This window comes from Amycolatopsis sp. (assembly GCF_036008905.1).
Classification (GTDB): Bacteria; Actinomycetota; Actinomycetes; order Mycobacteriales; family Pseudonocardiaceae; genus Amycolatopsis.
Genome location: NZ_DASYMU010000025.1, coordinates 1 through 15350 on the forward strand (window position 1 = coordinate 1; position 15350 = coordinate 15350).

Annotated in this window: 16 protein-coding genes; 7 read left to right on the forward strand and 9 right to left on the reverse strand. The window is 68.3% G+C overall.

Annotated features, from left to right (window positions below; genetic code table 11):
- Positions 1–1192: glycine--tRNA ligase subunit beta (locus VGP60_RS04875; protein WP_327546632.1), on the forward strand; the 1192-nt coding region annotated here is incomplete at its 5' end.
- An 83-nt stretch (positions 1193–1275) separates the two neighbouring features.
- On the opposite strand, the gene VGP60_RS04880 is transcribed toward VGP60_RS04875, so the two are convergent.
- A complete protein-coding gene (locus VGP60_RS04880) occupies positions 1276–2295 on the reverse strand; it encodes a S1 family peptidase (protein WP_327546633.1) in 1020 nt (339 codons plus the stop codon).
- 262 nt (positions 2296–2557) lie between these two features.
- Here VGP60_RS04880 and VGP60_RS04885 point away from each other — a divergent pair, with 262 nt between their 5' ends.
- The 3 genes from VGP60_RS04885 (at position 2558) to VGP60_RS04895 (ending at position 4947) form a co-directional block, all read left to right on the forward strand.
- Entirely contained in the window at positions 2558–3430 is an 873-nt protein-coding gene (locus VGP60_RS04885; RefSeq protein ID WP_327546634.1) for an RNA polymerase sigma-70 factor, read from the forward strand.
- A 94-nt stretch (positions 3431–3524) separates the two neighbouring features.
- Positions 3525–4274 carry an SDR family oxidoreductase gene (locus tag VGP60_RS04890; protein WP_327546635.1) on the forward strand — a complete coding sequence of 250 codons (750 nt, stop codon included), beginning with the start codon at positions 3525–3527 and terminating at the stop codon, positions 4272–4274.
- Positions 4275–4311: 37 nt separating this feature from the next.
- On the forward strand, positions 4312–4947 hold the full coding sequence (locus VGP60_RS04895) for a class I SAM-dependent methyltransferase (RefSeq protein ID WP_327546636.1): 636 nt from the start codon (positions 4312–4314) through the stop codon (positions 4945–4947).
- On the opposite strand, the gene VGP60_RS04900 is transcribed toward VGP60_RS04895, so the two are convergent.
- On the reverse strand, positions 4944–5672 hold the full coding sequence (locus VGP60_RS04900) for a TetR/AcrR family transcriptional regulator (protein ID WP_327546637.1): 729 nt from the start codon (positions 5670–5672) through the stop codon (positions 4944–4946). The genes VGP60_RS04895 and VGP60_RS04900 overlap by 4 nt on opposite strands.
- Positions 5673–5761: 89 nt before the next feature.
- Between VGP60_RS04900 and VGP60_RS04905 the strand changes: the two genes are divergently transcribed.
- Positions 5762–6586: an oxygenase MpaB family protein gene (locus tag VGP60_RS04905; RefSeq protein ID WP_327546638.1), complete on the forward strand. Its 825-nt coding sequence runs from the start codon at positions 5762–5764 to the stop codon at positions 6584–6586.
- Positions 6587–6608: 22 nt separating this feature from the next.
- Positions 6609–7238 carry a CG0192-related protein gene (locus tag VGP60_RS04910; RefSeq protein WP_327546639.1) on the forward strand — a complete coding sequence of 210 codons (630 nt, stop codon included), beginning with the start codon at positions 6609–6611 and terminating at the stop codon, positions 7236–7238.
- A gap of 53 nt (positions 7239–7291) precedes the next feature.
- Here the strand turns inward: VGP60_RS04910 and VGP60_RS04915 are convergent, their stop codons facing one another.
- The 5 genes from VGP60_RS04915 to VGP60_RS04935 form a co-directional block, all read right to left on the reverse strand.
- A complete protein-coding gene (locus VGP60_RS04915) occupies positions 7292–8491 on the reverse strand; it encodes a branched-chain amino acid ABC transporter substrate-binding protein (protein ID WP_414640289.1) in 1200 nt (399 codons plus the stop codon).
- A gap of 190 nt (positions 8492–8681) precedes the next feature.
- Complete coding sequence (locus VGP60_RS04920; protein ID WP_327546640.1) at positions 8682–9140, reverse strand: MaoC family dehydratase; 459 nt, start codon at positions 9138–9140, stop codon at positions 8682–8684.
- On the reverse strand, positions 9137–10636 hold the full coding sequence (locus VGP60_RS04925; RefSeq protein ID WP_327546641.1) for a long-chain fatty acid--CoA ligase: 1500 nt from the start codon (positions 10634–10636) through the stop codon (positions 9137–9139). Before VGP60_RS04925 ends, VGP60_RS04920 begins: the two co-directional genes overlap by 4 nt.
- A gap of 13 nt (positions 10637–10649) precedes the next feature.
- The gene (locus VGP60_RS04930) at positions 10650–11528 is read right to left on the reverse strand and encodes an amidohydrolase family protein (RefSeq protein ID WP_327546642.1); all 879 of its coding nucleotides are present in this window, start codon (positions 11526–11528) and stop codon (positions 10650–10652) included.
- Positions 11525–12436, reverse strand: coding sequence for an SDR family NAD(P)-dependent oxidoreductase (locus VGP60_RS04935; protein WP_327546643.1), 912 nt, complete (start codon positions 12434–12436; stop codon positions 11525–11527). Before VGP60_RS04935 ends, VGP60_RS04930 begins: the two co-directional genes overlap by 4 nt.
- A 258-nt stretch (positions 12437–12694) precedes the next feature.
- Here VGP60_RS04935 and VGP60_RS04940 point away from each other — a divergent pair, with 258 nt between their 5' ends.
- A complete protein-coding gene (locus tag VGP60_RS04940) occupies positions 12695–13336 on the forward strand; it encodes a PaaX family transcriptional regulator (protein ID WP_327546644.1) in 642 nt (213 codons plus the stop codon).
- A 142-nt stretch (positions 13337–13478) separates the two neighbouring features.
- On the opposite strand, the gene VGP60_RS04945 is transcribed toward VGP60_RS04940, so the two are convergent.
- A complete protein-coding gene (locus tag VGP60_RS04945; protein WP_327546645.1) occupies positions 13479–14504 on the reverse strand; it encodes a serine hydrolase domain-containing protein in 1026 nt (341 codons plus the stop codon).
- A complete protein-coding gene (locus VGP60_RS04950; RefSeq protein WP_327546646.1) occupies positions 14501–15307 on the reverse strand; it encodes an IclR family transcriptional regulator in 807 nt (268 codons plus the stop codon). Before VGP60_RS04950 ends, VGP60_RS04945 begins: the two co-directional genes overlap by 4 nt.
- Positions 15308–15350 lie beyond the last annotated feature (43 nt).

Consider the following 15350-nt stretch of genomic DNA (forward strand, 5'->3'; position numbering starts at 1 on the left):
GCCATACTTCGTCACCTTCGCCAACGGCCCGTGCGAACCCGACGCCGTCCGAGCCGGCAACGAGTCGGTCATCCGCGCCCGGTACGAGGACGCCGCCTTCTTCTGGAACGCCGACCTCGGCGTCAAACCGGCCGAGTTCCGTGCCCGGCTCGACCAGTTGCTCTTCGAGGAGCGACTCGGTTCCTTCGACGAGCGGGTCACCCGGATCGCCGATCTGGCCGACTCCTTCGCCGCGATGGTGGGCCTGCCCGAAACCGACGTCTCCACCGTGCGTCGTGCCGCCGCGCTCGGGAAGTTCGACCTCGCGTCACAGATGGTCACCGAGTTCTCGAATCTCGCCGGCACCATGGCCAAGGAATACGCCGAGCGCGCCGGTGAGCCGGCCGAAGTCGGTCTCGCGATAGCGGAAATGGAGATGCCGCGCTCGTCCGCCGCGGCGGCGCCGACGACCTTGAGCGGCGCCACGCTTTCGCTGGCCGATCGCTTCGATCTGCTGACCAGTATGTACGCCATCGGTGCGGTGCCAACCGGTTCGGCGGACCCGTACGGGGTACGCCGAACCGCACTCGGCATCGTCCGGGTTCTTCGCGATTTCCCGGCCCTGAGCCAGGTCACGGTGACCGCCGGGATCACCGCGGCCGCCGAGCGGCTCGGCAAGCAGGGGATCACCGCTGCTCCTGAGGTGCTCGGCCAAGCGGCGGACTTCGTGCGCCAGCGCTACGAACTGCAGCTCCTCGATCAGGGGCAGCCGCACGGCCTGGTGCGCGCGGTGCTCCCCGCCGCCGACTGCCCTTCGCGCGCGGACACCCTGCTCGCGGTACTCGCCGCGCAACTGCCGACGGGCACCGAGGCGGATCCCGGGGCCGGAGTGGTGCAGGCCCTCCAGCGTGTCCTCCGGATCTTGCCCGCCGACATGTCCGAGGCGAGCGACGACCCGGCCCGGCTCACCGAACCCACCGAAGTCGCGCTCATCGGCGTGGTCGCCGACATCGAGGCAGCCATGGCCGGGCAGGAGGGCGATCTTGCTCGTCTGTTCGCGGTGTCCGGCGCTTTCCCTGACGCCGTCAACGAGTTCTTCGAGACCATTCGGGTCCTGGCTGACGACCCCGCCGTCCGGGCCGCTCGTCTCGGCCTGCTCCGGCGGATCGTCGCGGTCACCGTGCCCGAGGTGAACTGGAACGTACTGGGATAGGGAGTTCCGACCCAGCGTGGGTCGTGAGTGTTTACGAGTGTTAGAACACTTGTTGCCACTCACGACCCCACTCGACGAATCGATCAGGCCAGGGTGAGGCCGTAGTCCTGCAATTCCCTGGTGAGCGGGTAGAAGTAGCTCGTGACGGTGTCGCCACCCGACAGGGTGCCGAGGCCGGCGGAACCGTCGTAGGCCGGGCCGCCGGAGTCGCCGTGGTCGGTGTGGGCGGTGGTGCCGAATTCGTGGTTGAGCACGCCGACGTCGAAGTTGACCGACTGGTCGACCGAGGTCACTTCGCCACTGCCGCCGCCGGTGGTCGAACCCTGCTTCTGCATCTGCTCCCCGACGGTCGGGGTGCCCGCACTGGTGATCGCCTGGCCGGTGTTGATCTTGCCGGGGCCCGTGCCGTTCGGCCGGGTGAGCAGGCCGGAGTCCGCGCCGGGGCAATCGCTTTCGACGACCTGCGCGCCGCTCACGTCACCGCCGGACCACGTGCCGCCGAGGTTGGTGCAGTGACCGGCGGTCAGCAGGAAGGGGGAGCCGCCCCTGGTCACGTTGAAGCCGAGTGAGCAACGGCCGGAGCTGTTCTGGATGGCGTCGCCATCGGCGATGTAGAGCTCCAGTTTTCCGGTCTTGCGCTCGACACGCACGCTCTCGCCGAGTTGGCCGGCCGCGGCGGTCACTTTGTCGGAGGTCGCCGGGGTGGCCGCCGAGTAGATCGTCACGACCACCTGGTCGGTGCGGGTGTCGATGCCCCAGGCCGTCTGAGGAACATCGCGGAGGCCGTCGAGCGTGTTCTTGGTGCTGGTGAGGGCCGCGAAGCTGTTCTTCACCTTCTTGGCGGTGAGTCCCGCGGCTTCGACCTTCTGGGCAGCGGCGTCGTCGAGGACGTTGACGATCACTCTGCCGTGGTCGAGGAAGAAGCCGCCGGAGCCGGTGCCGAGCGCGTTGGTCACCTGGGAGCCTTGGGTGATGGCGGCGTGCTGGGCCTGGGCGGTGAATTCCGCTTGCGGTTCGGCCTGCGCCACCTGGGCGCAGATACCCACGGCGAGCGTGGTCGTGGCGAATACGGTGAATCCGGCGAGGGTTTTCCGGGAAGTCATCAAACGTCCTCCTGAGTCAGCCGGGGCGGGAGCTGCGCGACCGTGGTCGTGAGCCTTGGGTGAACGGCCCTGACCTTCGTTCGCGATGCGCCTACGCACTACCGACGAAGGTTGGTTATTAACCAAATGCGTTGCCAGACGGGCGTTAACCGGACATCTCGCACCGGGCCATTACGCTGAATGGCCTAGTCGTCTGGGGTCGGGGGCTGGGTTAGCGCGGATCCGGCCTGGATGACACTGTGAAAGGGTGCACACCGGCCGGATGAACAGTGAACTCGACGAAGCCGCGGACGTCTTCGCGGAAGTGCGGCCCCGCCTGTTCGGCATCGCCTACCGGATGCTCGGCAGCGCCGCCGACGCCGAGGACATCGTGCAGGACGCCTGGCTGCGCTGGCAGCGCTACGACCGCGCCACCGTGCGGCAGCCGGCCGCGTTCCTGGCCACGACGACGACCCGGCTCGCGATCACCGCGGCCCAGTCCGCCCGAGCCCGCCACGAGACCTACGTCGGCCCGTGGCTGCCCGAGCCGGTGGACACCGGCGCCGACCCGCAGCTCGGGGCCGAGCGTGGCGAAGCGCTGGAGATCGCCGTCCTGATGTTGCTGGAGAAGCTTTCCCCCACCGAACGGGCGGCCTACGTGCTGCGGGAAGCCTTCGACTATCCGTACCGGCAGATCGCCGACATCGTCGAGGTGAGCGAAGCGGGTGCCCGCCAGCTCGTCAGCCGCGCGCGCAAGCATCTCAGCGCCGAACGCCGGGCGCCGGTGAACGCGGACGAGCAGCGGCGCCTGCTGGGCGCGTTCGTGACCGCCGCCCGAACGGGTGATCTCAGCGTGCTGGAAGGGTTGTTCGCGGCGGACGTCGTCAGCTACTCCGACGGCGGCGGGATCGTGCGGGCGTCGCGCTTCCCCGTGGTGGGCCGGGAACGGGTCTCGAAGTACGTCACGGCGTTCGCCGACCGCTTCTGGGTCGGTGTCGACGTCGCTTTCGTCGAGGCCAACGGACAGGGCTCGGTCCTGCTCAGCCGGGACGGGGTCGCCTTCGCGGTCGTCACCGTCGCGGCTTCGGAGGAGGGCATCGACCGGGTGCTGTGGATGATGAACCCCGAGAAGCTCGCCGCGGCCCACTGGACCTGATTCCGGCGGCTTGTCACAAACCCGGGGGCTACTCGGTCTTGACTGACGAACGGGCGGTGCCCACTGCCCGAGGATCAGCGGCGAAGGGTTCATCATGAAAATCGTGGTCATCGGCGGCACCGGACTCGTCGGTTCGAAGCTCGTGCGCAAACTGGCCGAACACGGCCATGACGCGGTCGCGGCGTCGCCCGGCACCGGGGTCAACACGTTGACCGGGGAAGGGCTCGCGGAGGTACTCGAAGGCGCGCAGGTGGTCGTCGACGTGTCGAACTCACCGTCCTTTGAGGACGGACCGGTACTGGAGTTCTTCCGGACCTCCACCGGGAACCTGCTCACCGCGGAAGCGGCCGCCGGCGTCGGCCACCATGTCGCCCTGTCGGTGGTCGGCACCGATCGGCTCGCCGGCAGCGGCTACTTCCGCGCGAAGATCGCGCAGGAGAAGCTGATCAGGGAGTCGGGTATGCCGTACTCCATCGTCCACGCGACGCAGTTCTTCGAGTTCGTCCCGGCCATCGCCCAGCAAGCCACCGAGGGCGGCACCGTGCGCCTGTCGTCGGTGTCCATCCAGCCCATCGCGTCCGACGACGTCGCCACCGCGATGGGGCGCACCGCGGTCGGCACGCCGGTGAACGGCGTCGTCGAGATCGCGGGCCCCACCCGCTACCAGCTCGACGAGCTGGTCCGCAAAGCCCTGGCCACCCTCGGCGACCCGCGGGAAGTGGTCACGGACGTCGACGCCGGCTACTACGGCACGGCCGTGGAACAGGACACCTTGGTGCCGGGCGAAGGCGCGACGATCTTCGAGACCCACTACGAGGATTGGCTTGCGCAGAACGGGAACTAGGACACGACCTAGCCGTTCGCGACTACGGTCGCCGGGTATGACCGAACCCTCGCATCTGGCCGCCACCCGGGCGGCTTACGACGACATGGCCGACAGGTACGCCGAGTTCATCAAGACCGATCTCGTGGACAAGCCACTGGATCGCGGGATGCTCGCGGCGTTCGTCGAGCTCGTGGGGACCGGGCCGGTGGCCGATCTCGGGTGTGGCACCGGGCGCCTGACGGCGTACCTGAACTCGGAAGGGGTGTCGGCGTTCGGCGTCGACCTCTCCCCGGGCATGGTCGCGGAAGCCCGGCGGCTCTACCCGGGCCTGCGGTTCGACGTCGGGTCGCTGACCGGGTCGAAGCTGGAAGACGGGTCGCTCGACGGTGTCCTCGCGTGGTACTCGATCATCTACACCCCGCCGGAGTTGCTGGCGGACGTGTTCGCCGAGTTCCACCGGGTGCTGGCGCCGGGCGGCCACGTCGCGCTCGCGTTCAAGGCCGGTGACGAGCGGCGGCGGATCCGGCGGCCGGACCGGCGCAAGGTGACGTTCGACGAGTATCTCCTCGAACCCGGCCATGTCGCCGAGCTGATGGCCGACGCCGGGCTCCGCGTAACAGCGCGGCTGGTACGGGAGCCCGGCGCGGGCGAGGAGGAGCCCCAGGCTTATCTCCTCGCCGAGAAGCGCTAAGCCTGGATCCGTGGATCGGGCGTGGGGTTGATCTTGGTGTGGGTTGGTGGTGGGGTTCGGGTGGGTGGCCTGGTTGGAGGCGTGGTCGAACTGCCACCTGCCCAGTCCGCCCGAGCAGCGATGGCGAGGAACACCTCCGTGCAGTGCGCGACGAGCGTTTCCTCGTCGACGTCGACCACGCCGTTGAGCCACGAGGTCAGCGTCTGCGCCAGGCCGCCGACAGCGAACTGACTGGTCAGCCCGAGCTGGTCGCCGCCGTCGATGCCGAAGAACTCCTGCGTCTGCCCGACCAGCAGGTCCGCGAACAGCAATGAGGATTCGAGCCGCCGCTCCGCCAGGGGAGCGCTCGCCAGCGTGGTCGCGAACAGGAGCCGTCCCTTTCGCGGGTCCTCCGCGACCGCCCGGACGAGCGCGGCGAGGCCCGCGCGGACCTTCGCGCGTGCTTCGGCCGGCGCGGCGGCGACTGCTTCCAGGGTTGTCGCGGCGAGGGTCTGTACGACATGGTCGAACACGGCCACCGCCAGCGCGTCACGGTCGGCGAAGCTCTCGTAGAAGTAACGTGAGGCCAGGCCCGCGTGCTTGCACACCCCGCGCACGGTGAGCGCCGCGTCCGCCCCGGCGGCGCCGAGCAGGTCGAGCCCGGCCTCGATCAGCTGCCCGTGCCGGTCGGCGCGGCGGTGATCCCCTTCCACCCCGCCGTAGACGCGGAGAGCGGGCGTTTCCATGCGCCCATCTTGACAGGGTTTGACAGGCCATGGCGAAAGGGCGTTCCATATCTGAACACGGGCGTGTGCAGATATGGAAGGTGGCAGCGATGACCGTTCCCCCGGACCCGGCGCTCGACCTGGAGGACGTGGTGATCGGGCTCGGCCTGATCGCGGGTCCGGCGAACGTCGTCATGCAGCTGGCCAGGCCCGGTGTCGGCCACGGCGTCGTCGAGAGCAAAGTGGACAGTGGGAACGTCTTCCTGCACCCCGTCAAGCGCGCCAGAACGACGCTGACCTACCTCGCCGTCGCCACCCTCGGCACGCCGGAAGAGAAGGAACACTTCCGGCGCGGCGTCAACCGCGCGCACGCCCAGGTGCACTCGGACGCGTCGAGCCCGGTCGAGTACAACGCCTTCGACACCGACCTCCAGCTGTGGGTGGCCGCCTGCCTGTACAAGGGCGTCGAAGACATCTACACGGCCCTCGGCCGAGGTCTCACCGAAGCGGAAACCGAGTTCCTCTACCGCGAATCCGCGGTACTGGGCACCACGCTCCAGGTGAAATCCGAGATGTGGCCCAGCGATCGCGCCGCCTTCGAGAAGTACTGGAACGCCTCACTCGACAAGGTGTCGATGGACGACGTCGTGCGCGGCTACCTGCATCGCCTCATCACGCTGAAGTTCATGCCGCAGGTGGTCAGCGTGCCCTTCGGGCCGCTCAACAAGTTCGTCACCACCGGGTTCCTGCCCCAGCGGTTCCGCGACGAGATGCGCCTGCCGTGGACCGGGAAACACCAGCGGCGCTTCGACCGCCTGATGGCGTTGAACGCCGCCTTCGTCCGCGCGCTGCCGCCGATGCTGCGCAAGTTCCCGTACAACCTCGCGCTGTGGGACCTGCGCCGCCGCGTCAAAAACGGCAAGCCGCTCGTGTGATCCACTCAGTAGAGTCGAACTCGTGGCGATACTTCACAAGGCCGAGCTGCGGCCGACGAAACTCGAACTGCTCACGACCTGGTTGCCCGCGCAGCCCTGGTTCCCGGAAGGCGGGGTCTCGGACCTAAGCCGGGTCGGCGCGTACCGGTTCGACGATCCCGCCGACGAGGTCGGCATCGAGACGATGATCGTCCGCGCCGGGGACGGGCCGCTGGTCCAGGTCCCGCTGACGTACCGGTCGTCGCCGCTCGAGGGCGCGGAACAGTGGCTGATAGGGACCTCGGAGCACTCCGTGCTGGGGAAGCGCTGGGTGTACGACGGCTGCGGGGACCCGGTTTACGTCACCGCCCTGGCGACGGCCATCCTCGCCGGTCAGACGCAGGCCGACCTGTTCTACGAAGTCGACGGACGTCGTGAGCGCAAAGAAGATCCTGCCCGCGTGGCCGGGAGCGGAACGCCGGGAACCGTGGTCGCGCCGGTCGTCACGGCGGTACCCAGCACCGACGGCACCGTGACGGCGATCAAGGCGGGTGAGGTGGAGCTGCGGATCTTCCGGGTGCTCGGCGATGCCGCCGACACCGCCGGAGCCCAGACCCTCACCGGCACGTGGACCGAGGGCGATGCCCCGGTGGTCCTCGCGTTGGCTTCCTGACCGCTCACTCGGGTGGTGGGGTCGTGAGTGTTGTCCTTGTCAGCTAACGGAAATCAGCTGATCTGGCCGTTGTTGACGATCTTGCCGTTCTGCACCTTGTAGCTCCACACGGGAGTCTCCGACAGCTCGCCCTTGTCGTCCCAGGCGAACTTCTTCGTCAGGCCCTGGCCGTTGTAGGTCTTGACGAAGTTCAGCAGTCCCGCGCGGTCCTTCGCGCCTTTGTCGATACCGGCGAGCAGGATCGTCGCCATGTCGTAGCCCTCGGGGGAGTAGGTACCCGGTTCGGTTCCGTAGGCCGCCTTGTAGGAGGTGGTGAAGCTGGTGAAGTTCTCCTCGGGGACACAGGGGCAGGTGAAGTACGCGTTGGCGGCGGCGCTGCCCGCGCTCTTGAGGAATTCGGCGTCTTTGACCGCGTCCGGCGCGACGAACTTCGCGGTGATGCCCTTGTCGGCGAGCTGCTGGGCGAAGGGCCCGGCCTCCGGGTAGTAACCCGAGTAGAAGATCGCGTCCGGCTTTTCGGTGAGGATCTTGTTGACCACGGCGGAAAAGTCGGTCTGGCCGGTCTTCACCTTGTCGGTGCAGGAGGCTTTCGTGCCCAGCGTCGAGGTGACGGACGCGGCGAGTGCGGTGCCGTACTCGGAGTCGTCCTGCACGACGCAGACCTTGGCCGCCTTGAGGTTCTCGGTGATGAACTTCGCCGCCGCGGGGCCTTGGACGTTGTCGTTGCCCATGCCGCGGAAGAAGGTCTTCCAGCCGTTCGCGGTGAGGTTCGGGTTGGTGGCGATCGTGGGGTGCACGAGGCCGGCCTGTTCGAACAGCCCGCCGGTGGCCTTGGACTCACCGGAGAACGGGAGCCCGACGACGCCGATGATGTCGGCTTCGCTGACCACCTGCGAAACGATGCCGGGCGCCTTGTCCGGCTTGCCCTCGGTGTCGAACTTCTTGAAGCCGACCTGGCAGCCAGGGTTGGCCGTGTTGTGCTGCTTGATCGCGAGGTCGACGGCGTTGAAGATGTTCTGTCCCAGTGCCGCGCTGCCACCGCTGATGGTTCCCGCGTAGGCCAGGCTCACACCGGAGCACTGGGCCTGGCCGTTCCCGGCGGGGTCTGCGGCGTTGGCGGCCTGCTTCGGGGCTTCGGCGGACGACGTCGTGCCCTCTGCGCCGGTACCGCTGTCGCTGCGGGCGGCGCAGGCGGTCAGCGTGAGCACCGCCGCCACCAGCGCGATGACCTTCGTAAGGGGTGTTCTGGACACTCGTTCCTCCAATATCGACCACGATCGGCGGTAGCGCGTATCTTAGGACCCCCGGTGTTGCCTCCGGCCACGAAACCGGGGAACCAGGTCGGATGACTACGGGATTCCTGGTCTTTCCAGGTCGTCGGCCCGGAGGTGAGTGAAGTCCAGCTTTTCGCCATCTGTCGACAGATCGCGGTCTTACGCCTGGTCAGGCGTAGTGGCGGTAGACAGCTTGGGCGACGCAGGCGGGCTTCGCCGAGCCGTCGATCCCCACGATGAAGTCGACGACCATCTCGACGCCGTCGCCCTTGACCGGCTTCACCGATTCGACGACGCCGCCCAGGCGGATCTTGGCGCCGACCGGCACCGGGCTCGGGAAACGCACCTTGTTCAGCCCGTAGTTGACGCTCATCGTGATCCCGCTGATCTCCAGCAGTTCGGTGAACAGCGGAATCAGCAGTGCCAGCGTCAGGTATCCGTGCGCGATCGTCCCGCCGTAGGGGCCGTCGGCGGCGCGGACGGGGTCGACGTGGATCCACTGGTGATCGTCGGTCGCGGTGGCGAAGGCGTCGACGCGGTCCTGGTCGACCTGGAGCCACTTCGAGTGGCCGAGGTCGGCACCGGTCAGTGCGAGCAGTTCGTCGAGGCCGTGTGCGGTGGTGGTCACTGGTTCTCCTGGGTTCCGTGTTCGGCGCGCAGGGCGGCCTTGAGCAGTTTTCCGGTCGCGTTGCGGGGCAGCGCGGGGACGAAGACGACGGATTTCGGGATCTTGTAGCGGGCGAGTCTGCCTTCGAGGAAGCCGAGAAGTTCGCGCTCGTCCGGGATTCCGGGGGAGCGGCGCACCACGACGGCTCGCCCGACCTCGCCCCAGCGGTCGTCGGGGACGCCGATCACGGCGGCGTCCGCGACCTCCGGATGGTCGAGCAGGCTCGATTCCACTTCGGCGGGATAGATGTTCTCCCCGCCCGAAATGATGACGTCCTTGAGTCGGTCCACAATGGACACGAAGCCGTCGGCGTCGGCTTTCGCGAGGTCGCCGGAGCGGTACCAGCCGTCGTGGAACGCGGTGGCGTCGGCGTCGGGACGACCCCAGTAGCCCTTCATCACGTTCGGGCCGCGCACCAGGACTTCTCCCGGCTCGCCGACGACGGCGTCGCTGCCGTCGGTCCGCGCCAGGCGGACGTCGGTGAAGAAATGCGGCACCCCGGCCGAACCGGCGTGACTCACGGTGTACTCGCGATCGAGGAACAGCACCCCGGGCGAGCACTCGGTCATGCCGTAGCCCTGGCAGAACATCAGCCCGCGGTCCTGATAGGTCCGGATCGTGGCCTCCGGCACCGGCGCGCCGCCGCACGCGAGCTGGCGCAGGCTCGACAAGTCCACTTCGGACCATCGCGGATGCGAAGCCATGACGTCGAACATCGTGGGCACACCGAACAGGTACGTCACCCCGAGCGACTCGATCAGGTCAAGTGCTTCGCCGGGGTCGAACCTGTCGGCGAGTATCACCCGCCCGCCTTTGAGCAACGTCGGCAGGCAGGTCATGTTCAGCCCGGCGGTGTGGAACAGCGGCGCCGAGACCAGCGTGACCTCGTCCCCGGCGAGATCGATGTCCACCAGCACGTTCACGGCGTTCCAGGTGATGTTGCCGTGGGTCAGCACCGCGCCCTTGGGCCGCCCGGTGGTACCGGAGGTGTACATGATCAGACAGGGATCGTCGTGCCCGACGGTTTCCGCGCGGACGTCGAGCGGCGCCGCGGCCAGCAGGGCTTCGTATTCGGACAGCGCGACGCGGTGGCGCAGATCGTCTTGTTTGGCGGCGAAAGCGGTGTGGTCGTCGGCGTGGATCAGGACCGTGCTGCCGGAGTCCTCGAGCACGAACGCCAGTTCGCCGTCGGCGAGCCGGGTGTTCAGCGGGACGAAGATCGCGCCGAGCGTCCCGGCGGCGAACAGTGTCTCCAGGAACGCCGGATGGTTGGCGCCGAGGTAGGCGATGCGGTCACCGCGCCGAATCCCGAGTCCGCGCAGCGCGCCGGCGAGCCGCCGGACCCGTTCGTCGAGTTCCGCGTAGGTCCATTCCTGTCCGTTGTGGACGATCGCGATCCGGCCGGGAGTCTTGCGTGCTCGTCGCCCCGGCCAGGTGCCGAGGCCAGCGTCGGTCATGTCGCCGGTCCTTTCAGTCCTTCGCCAGTCCCAGCAGGTGGGCCGCGTTGTCCTTGAGGATCAACGGTTTCACCTCGGGTTTGAGGTCGAGCTTGCCGAAGTCCTCGAGCCACCGGTCCGGGGTGAGCACCGGGTAGTCCGAACCGAACAGCACCTTGTCCTTCAGGAGCGTGTTCGCGTACCGGACGAGGTTGGGCGGGAAGTACTTCGGTGACCAGCCGGACAGGTCGATGTAGACATACGGCTTGTGCGTCGCGACGGCCAAAGCCTCGTCTTGCCACGGAAAAGACGGATGCGCGAGCACGATGCGCAGTTCCGGGAAGTCCACCGCGACGTCGTCGACGAGCATCGGGTTCGAGTGCTTGAGCCGGATGCCCCCGCCGCCGGGCAGGCCCGCGCCGATCCCGGTCTGTCCAGTGTGGAACAACGCGGGGACGCCGAGTTCCTCGATCACCTCGTACAACGGATACGCCATCCGGTCGTTCGGCGCGAAGTCCTGCAGGCTCGGATGGAACTTGAAGCCGCGGACACCGTAGTCGGTGACGAGTTCGCGTGCCTGCCGCAGCGCGGCCTTGCCACGCCAGGGATCGATACTGGCGAACGGGATCAGCGTGTCGGCGTGCGCCGCGCAGGACGCGGCGACCTCCTCGTTCGGGATCGGCGGATGCCCGGTCGCGTGCTCGGCGTCCACGGTGAACACCACGGCCGCCATGTTCCGTTCCCGGTAGTACCGCGCCATTTCCGGGATCGTCGGCTGCCGGTGGCCGTGTGCCTTGAAGTACGCCTCCGACGCCGCGAGCAGTTCCCCGGACAGCGAGGAATGACCGTCGCCGGAGATCTCGGCATGCGTGTGGACGTCGATCGCGACGAGCTTGCCGAGGTCGATGGTCATGACGCGGGCACCACGGGGGCGGGGATGCCGTAGGTCTGCGGCTCACTGCCGACGGTGCCCGTCCACGATTCGGCGATGGCGTCCGCGCTCCAGCCTCCTTTGCGATAGGCCGACGCGACGACGTCGGGATGCGACCACAGCGCGAGCTTGTCGCCGCCGATTCCGATGCACTGGCCGTTGACGTCGGCGGAAGCGTCGGAAGCGAGGTACACGACCAGCCCGGCCACATCCTCCGCGGTACCGAAGCCTTCTTCGGCCCGCAGCCAGTCCGGCAACGGCTCACCGCGTTGTTCGAGCGCCTCGATATACGGCGCGAAAGCCGGGATCGTGCGGGTCATGTCGGTGGCCGCCACGGGAACCAGCGCGTTGGCGGTGATCTTGGCCTTCGCCAGTTCCATGGCCCAGGTCCGCGTCATCGCCGCGATCCCGGCCTTGGCCGCCGCGTAGTTGGTCTGGCCGAAATTCCCGCGTTGGCCCGCGGGAGAGCACGCCGTGATGATTCTGCCGCCCTCACCTTGCTCGCGCATCCGCCTGGCCGCGGCTCGCGCGCAGGTGAAGGTGCCGCGCAGGTGCACGCCGATGACGGCGTCGAAGTCCTCGTCGGTCATCTTCCAGAGCACGCGGTCGCGGAGGATGCCCGCGTTGGTGACCATCACGTCGAGCCGCCCGAACTCGTTCACCGCACGGTTCACGAGCTGATCGGCCGCTTCCGAAGTGCCGACAGCGGCGATCTCGGCGACGGCGGTTCCGCCGGAACCGCGGATCTCGTCCACGGCGTGCTGTGCGGCCCCCTCGTCGACGTCGTTCACGACTACGGCCGCGCCGGCGCCCGCAAGTGCTGTGGCATAAGCGAAACCGAGTCCTCGGCCGCTGCCGGTCACGACCGCGACCTTGCCCGAGAGGTCCATCGCAGCGCCTCCATCCTGTTGTGGTCCGGCCACCGACGTTAGGCGAAACTGTGTCGACAGTCAATAAGGTGCACAACGTCTGAGAGCTGTCTAGGGTGGCGAGATGTCCACCGCCGCGGCTTCGGGCGCCGCTTCGCCGGGTTCGACGCGCTCGCAGTCGCTCATGCTGAGCTTCCTGGGAATCCACGTGCTCGACCGCGACATCGCTTCGTCAAGGTTGGGGTGTCGGAACAGGCGGTGCGGTCCACGCTGGCGCGGATGGCGGGACGAGAGTTGCTCGTCCGGCATCGCCGCGGGCGCAAGGTCTACGTCGGCCTCACCGAGCGGTCGACCGAGGTGCTCCGTGACGGGTATCGGCGGGTGTGGACGGCAGGGGCGGTGAACCGGGACTGGGACGGCAGCTGGACGATCGTCGGGTTCTCGCTGCCGGATTCGTGGCGCGGCAAACGTCATGAGCTGCGGTCCAAGCTGCAGTGGGCGGGGTTCGGGCCGCTGCACAACGGGATGTGGATCGCGCCCGGCGAGGTCGACGTCACCGCGATCGTGGCCGGGCTCGACCTGGCCGACCACATCAGCGTGCTGCGCGGCCAAGCTGAACTGCCGACCGCGCCCGCCCGGCTGATCGGGCGCGCGTTCGACATCGCCGGTATCGCGTCGAGGTACCAAGCGTTCCTCGGCCGCTGGGACAAGCCGCGCCCGTTCGCCGAATTGCCCGACGACTTCGCCCGCCAGCTCATGCTGCACACCGACTGGCTCGACGTCATCCGCACCGACTCGCATCTGCCTGCCGGGCATCTGCCGCCGGACTGGCCCGCGATCCGCGCCGAACAGATCTTCCGCGGCCTGGCCGAGCTCCCCGGCACCCTCCTCGACACCGTCACACTGCTCCCCTCCACCTGACGACCCGCGCTCCCGAATATGTCGACAACTTATTTCGAGTCGTCGCCTCACGGGCCCCATCGGCCCCACGCGCCCCAGGAGCCACGCGCCGCTGAAAAACATGTCGACATATTCGGGAGCGGGGAGGGGGTTGTATAACGGGCTATACGGGCGGGCGGGAGGCGGCAGTGGTGTGGAAAGAGCGACGGACGGCCTCGATGCCGGGGGAGGTCCGGGAGGGATGGACGCGGTTGGTGAGCAGGACGTAGTAGCGCGCGGTGTCCGGGTCGATCCAGAGGCTGGTGCCGGTGAAACCGGTGTGGCCGTAGGCGTTCGGGCCGAGGGCTTGGCCGATGGGGGAGCCGGCGGGGTCGACCATCTGCCACGCCAAGGCCCGGCGCAGGGCGAGGCCATCGGTGTGGCAACGGGTCATGAGCTCGAAGGCAGGCGTGTCGAGGAGCTTGCCACCGCCCGCGACGAGGACCATGCCCAGGCGTTCCATGTCAGGCAAGGTGCTGAAGAGCCCGGCGTGGCCCGCGACGCCGCCGAGTACCACCGCGTTCTCGTCGTGCACCTCGCCGGTCACGACCTCGCCACGCCACGGACAGTCCTCAGTGGACACCGCTCGCAAGCGGTCGGCGTCGCTGAGGTTGTAGTGGGTGTCGAGCATCCCGGCCGGTTCGCAGACCAGGTCCTGGACGAGTTCGTCGAGCCCCCGGCCGGACACCGCTTCGGCGATCAGGCCCAGCAACACGAAGCCCTGTGACGAGTACTCGACGCGGCTCCCCGGTGCGGCCGGCAGAGGAGAGGTCCGCATCGCGGTGAGCCATGCGTCCCGGGTGTGGTGCTCGCGGTACAACGGCGTGCCGCCGGGCAGGCCCGAGGTGTGGGTCAGCAACTGGAAGACGGTCACGGCGGCTTTGTCGGAAGCCGCGTATTCGGGCAGGAGTGCGCCCAGAGTGTCTTCGGGCCGGAGGTGTCCACTTTGGACCAGCGACATGATCACGAGCCCGGCGATCGGCTTGGTGACCGACGCCAGATCCCAGAGATCGTTCTCCTCGAGCGCGGGCGCGTCCCAGCTGCGCGTCCCGAGGAAACCGCGGTCCAGCGGGCCGCTCGCATCGCCGACCGACCACGCGGCGGCGGAGAAGACCCGGTCATGGCGGGCCTGCGTCAGAAGCTCGTTCATGAGTTCGGCACGCTCCGCAGCGTGCCGCCACCGAGCGCGGCGGACAGCTTCGCCGCCGCGTCCCGCACGAGTGGCCCGAGCATGGCGACGCTGTCTTCGCGCAGCGTGAAAGTCAACCCGGATACGCTGATCGCGCCGACAGCCGTCCCGGTTCCGTCGACGACGGGGGCGGCCACGCAACGCACGTCCCGTTCGTTCTGCTCGGTCTCCACGAGATAGCCCAGATCGTCCACTTCGGACAGTGCCGCCAGTACCGAAGTGGGATCGACCAGTGTTCGCGGTGTCCGTGCCGGAAGTGGTGCGCTGCCAAGGATTTCGGCGGCGTCCGGCAGGCGGGAGAGGATCGCGCGGCCGACGGCGGTGCAATAGAGCGGCACCTCGCCGCCGATCTGCGAGTTCATCCGGTACGCCTGCTCCTGCTCGACCTTGTCGACGTACACCGCGTGCTCTCCGTGCCGGACGGCGTAGTGCACGGTGTGCCCGGTCTGCCGCTGCAGATCAACCAGGATCGGCCGTGCGAACCGGCTTTCCCGGCTGCCCGCGAGTGCGGCCGCCGACAGGCCGAGCAGGCGCGGCCCGGCGTGGTACGAACCGCCGTCGCCGCTCACCGCGAACCCCGCGTCGGTCAGGTTCTGCAGGGTGCGGTGCACGGTCGCCTTGGCCAAGCCCGTCTCCCGCGCGATTTCGGCGAGCCGGTGCGGGGCGTCGGGGCGCACCAGCGCGGTGAGCACGTCCAGAGCCTTGTCGACGGCGGTGCGAGCGTCCCGTGCTCCGTCGATCTGTGTATTGACAGCCTTCGGCATGGCGCCTAGCTTAGCGCAATCGCGTTCCGTTGTACGGAATGGC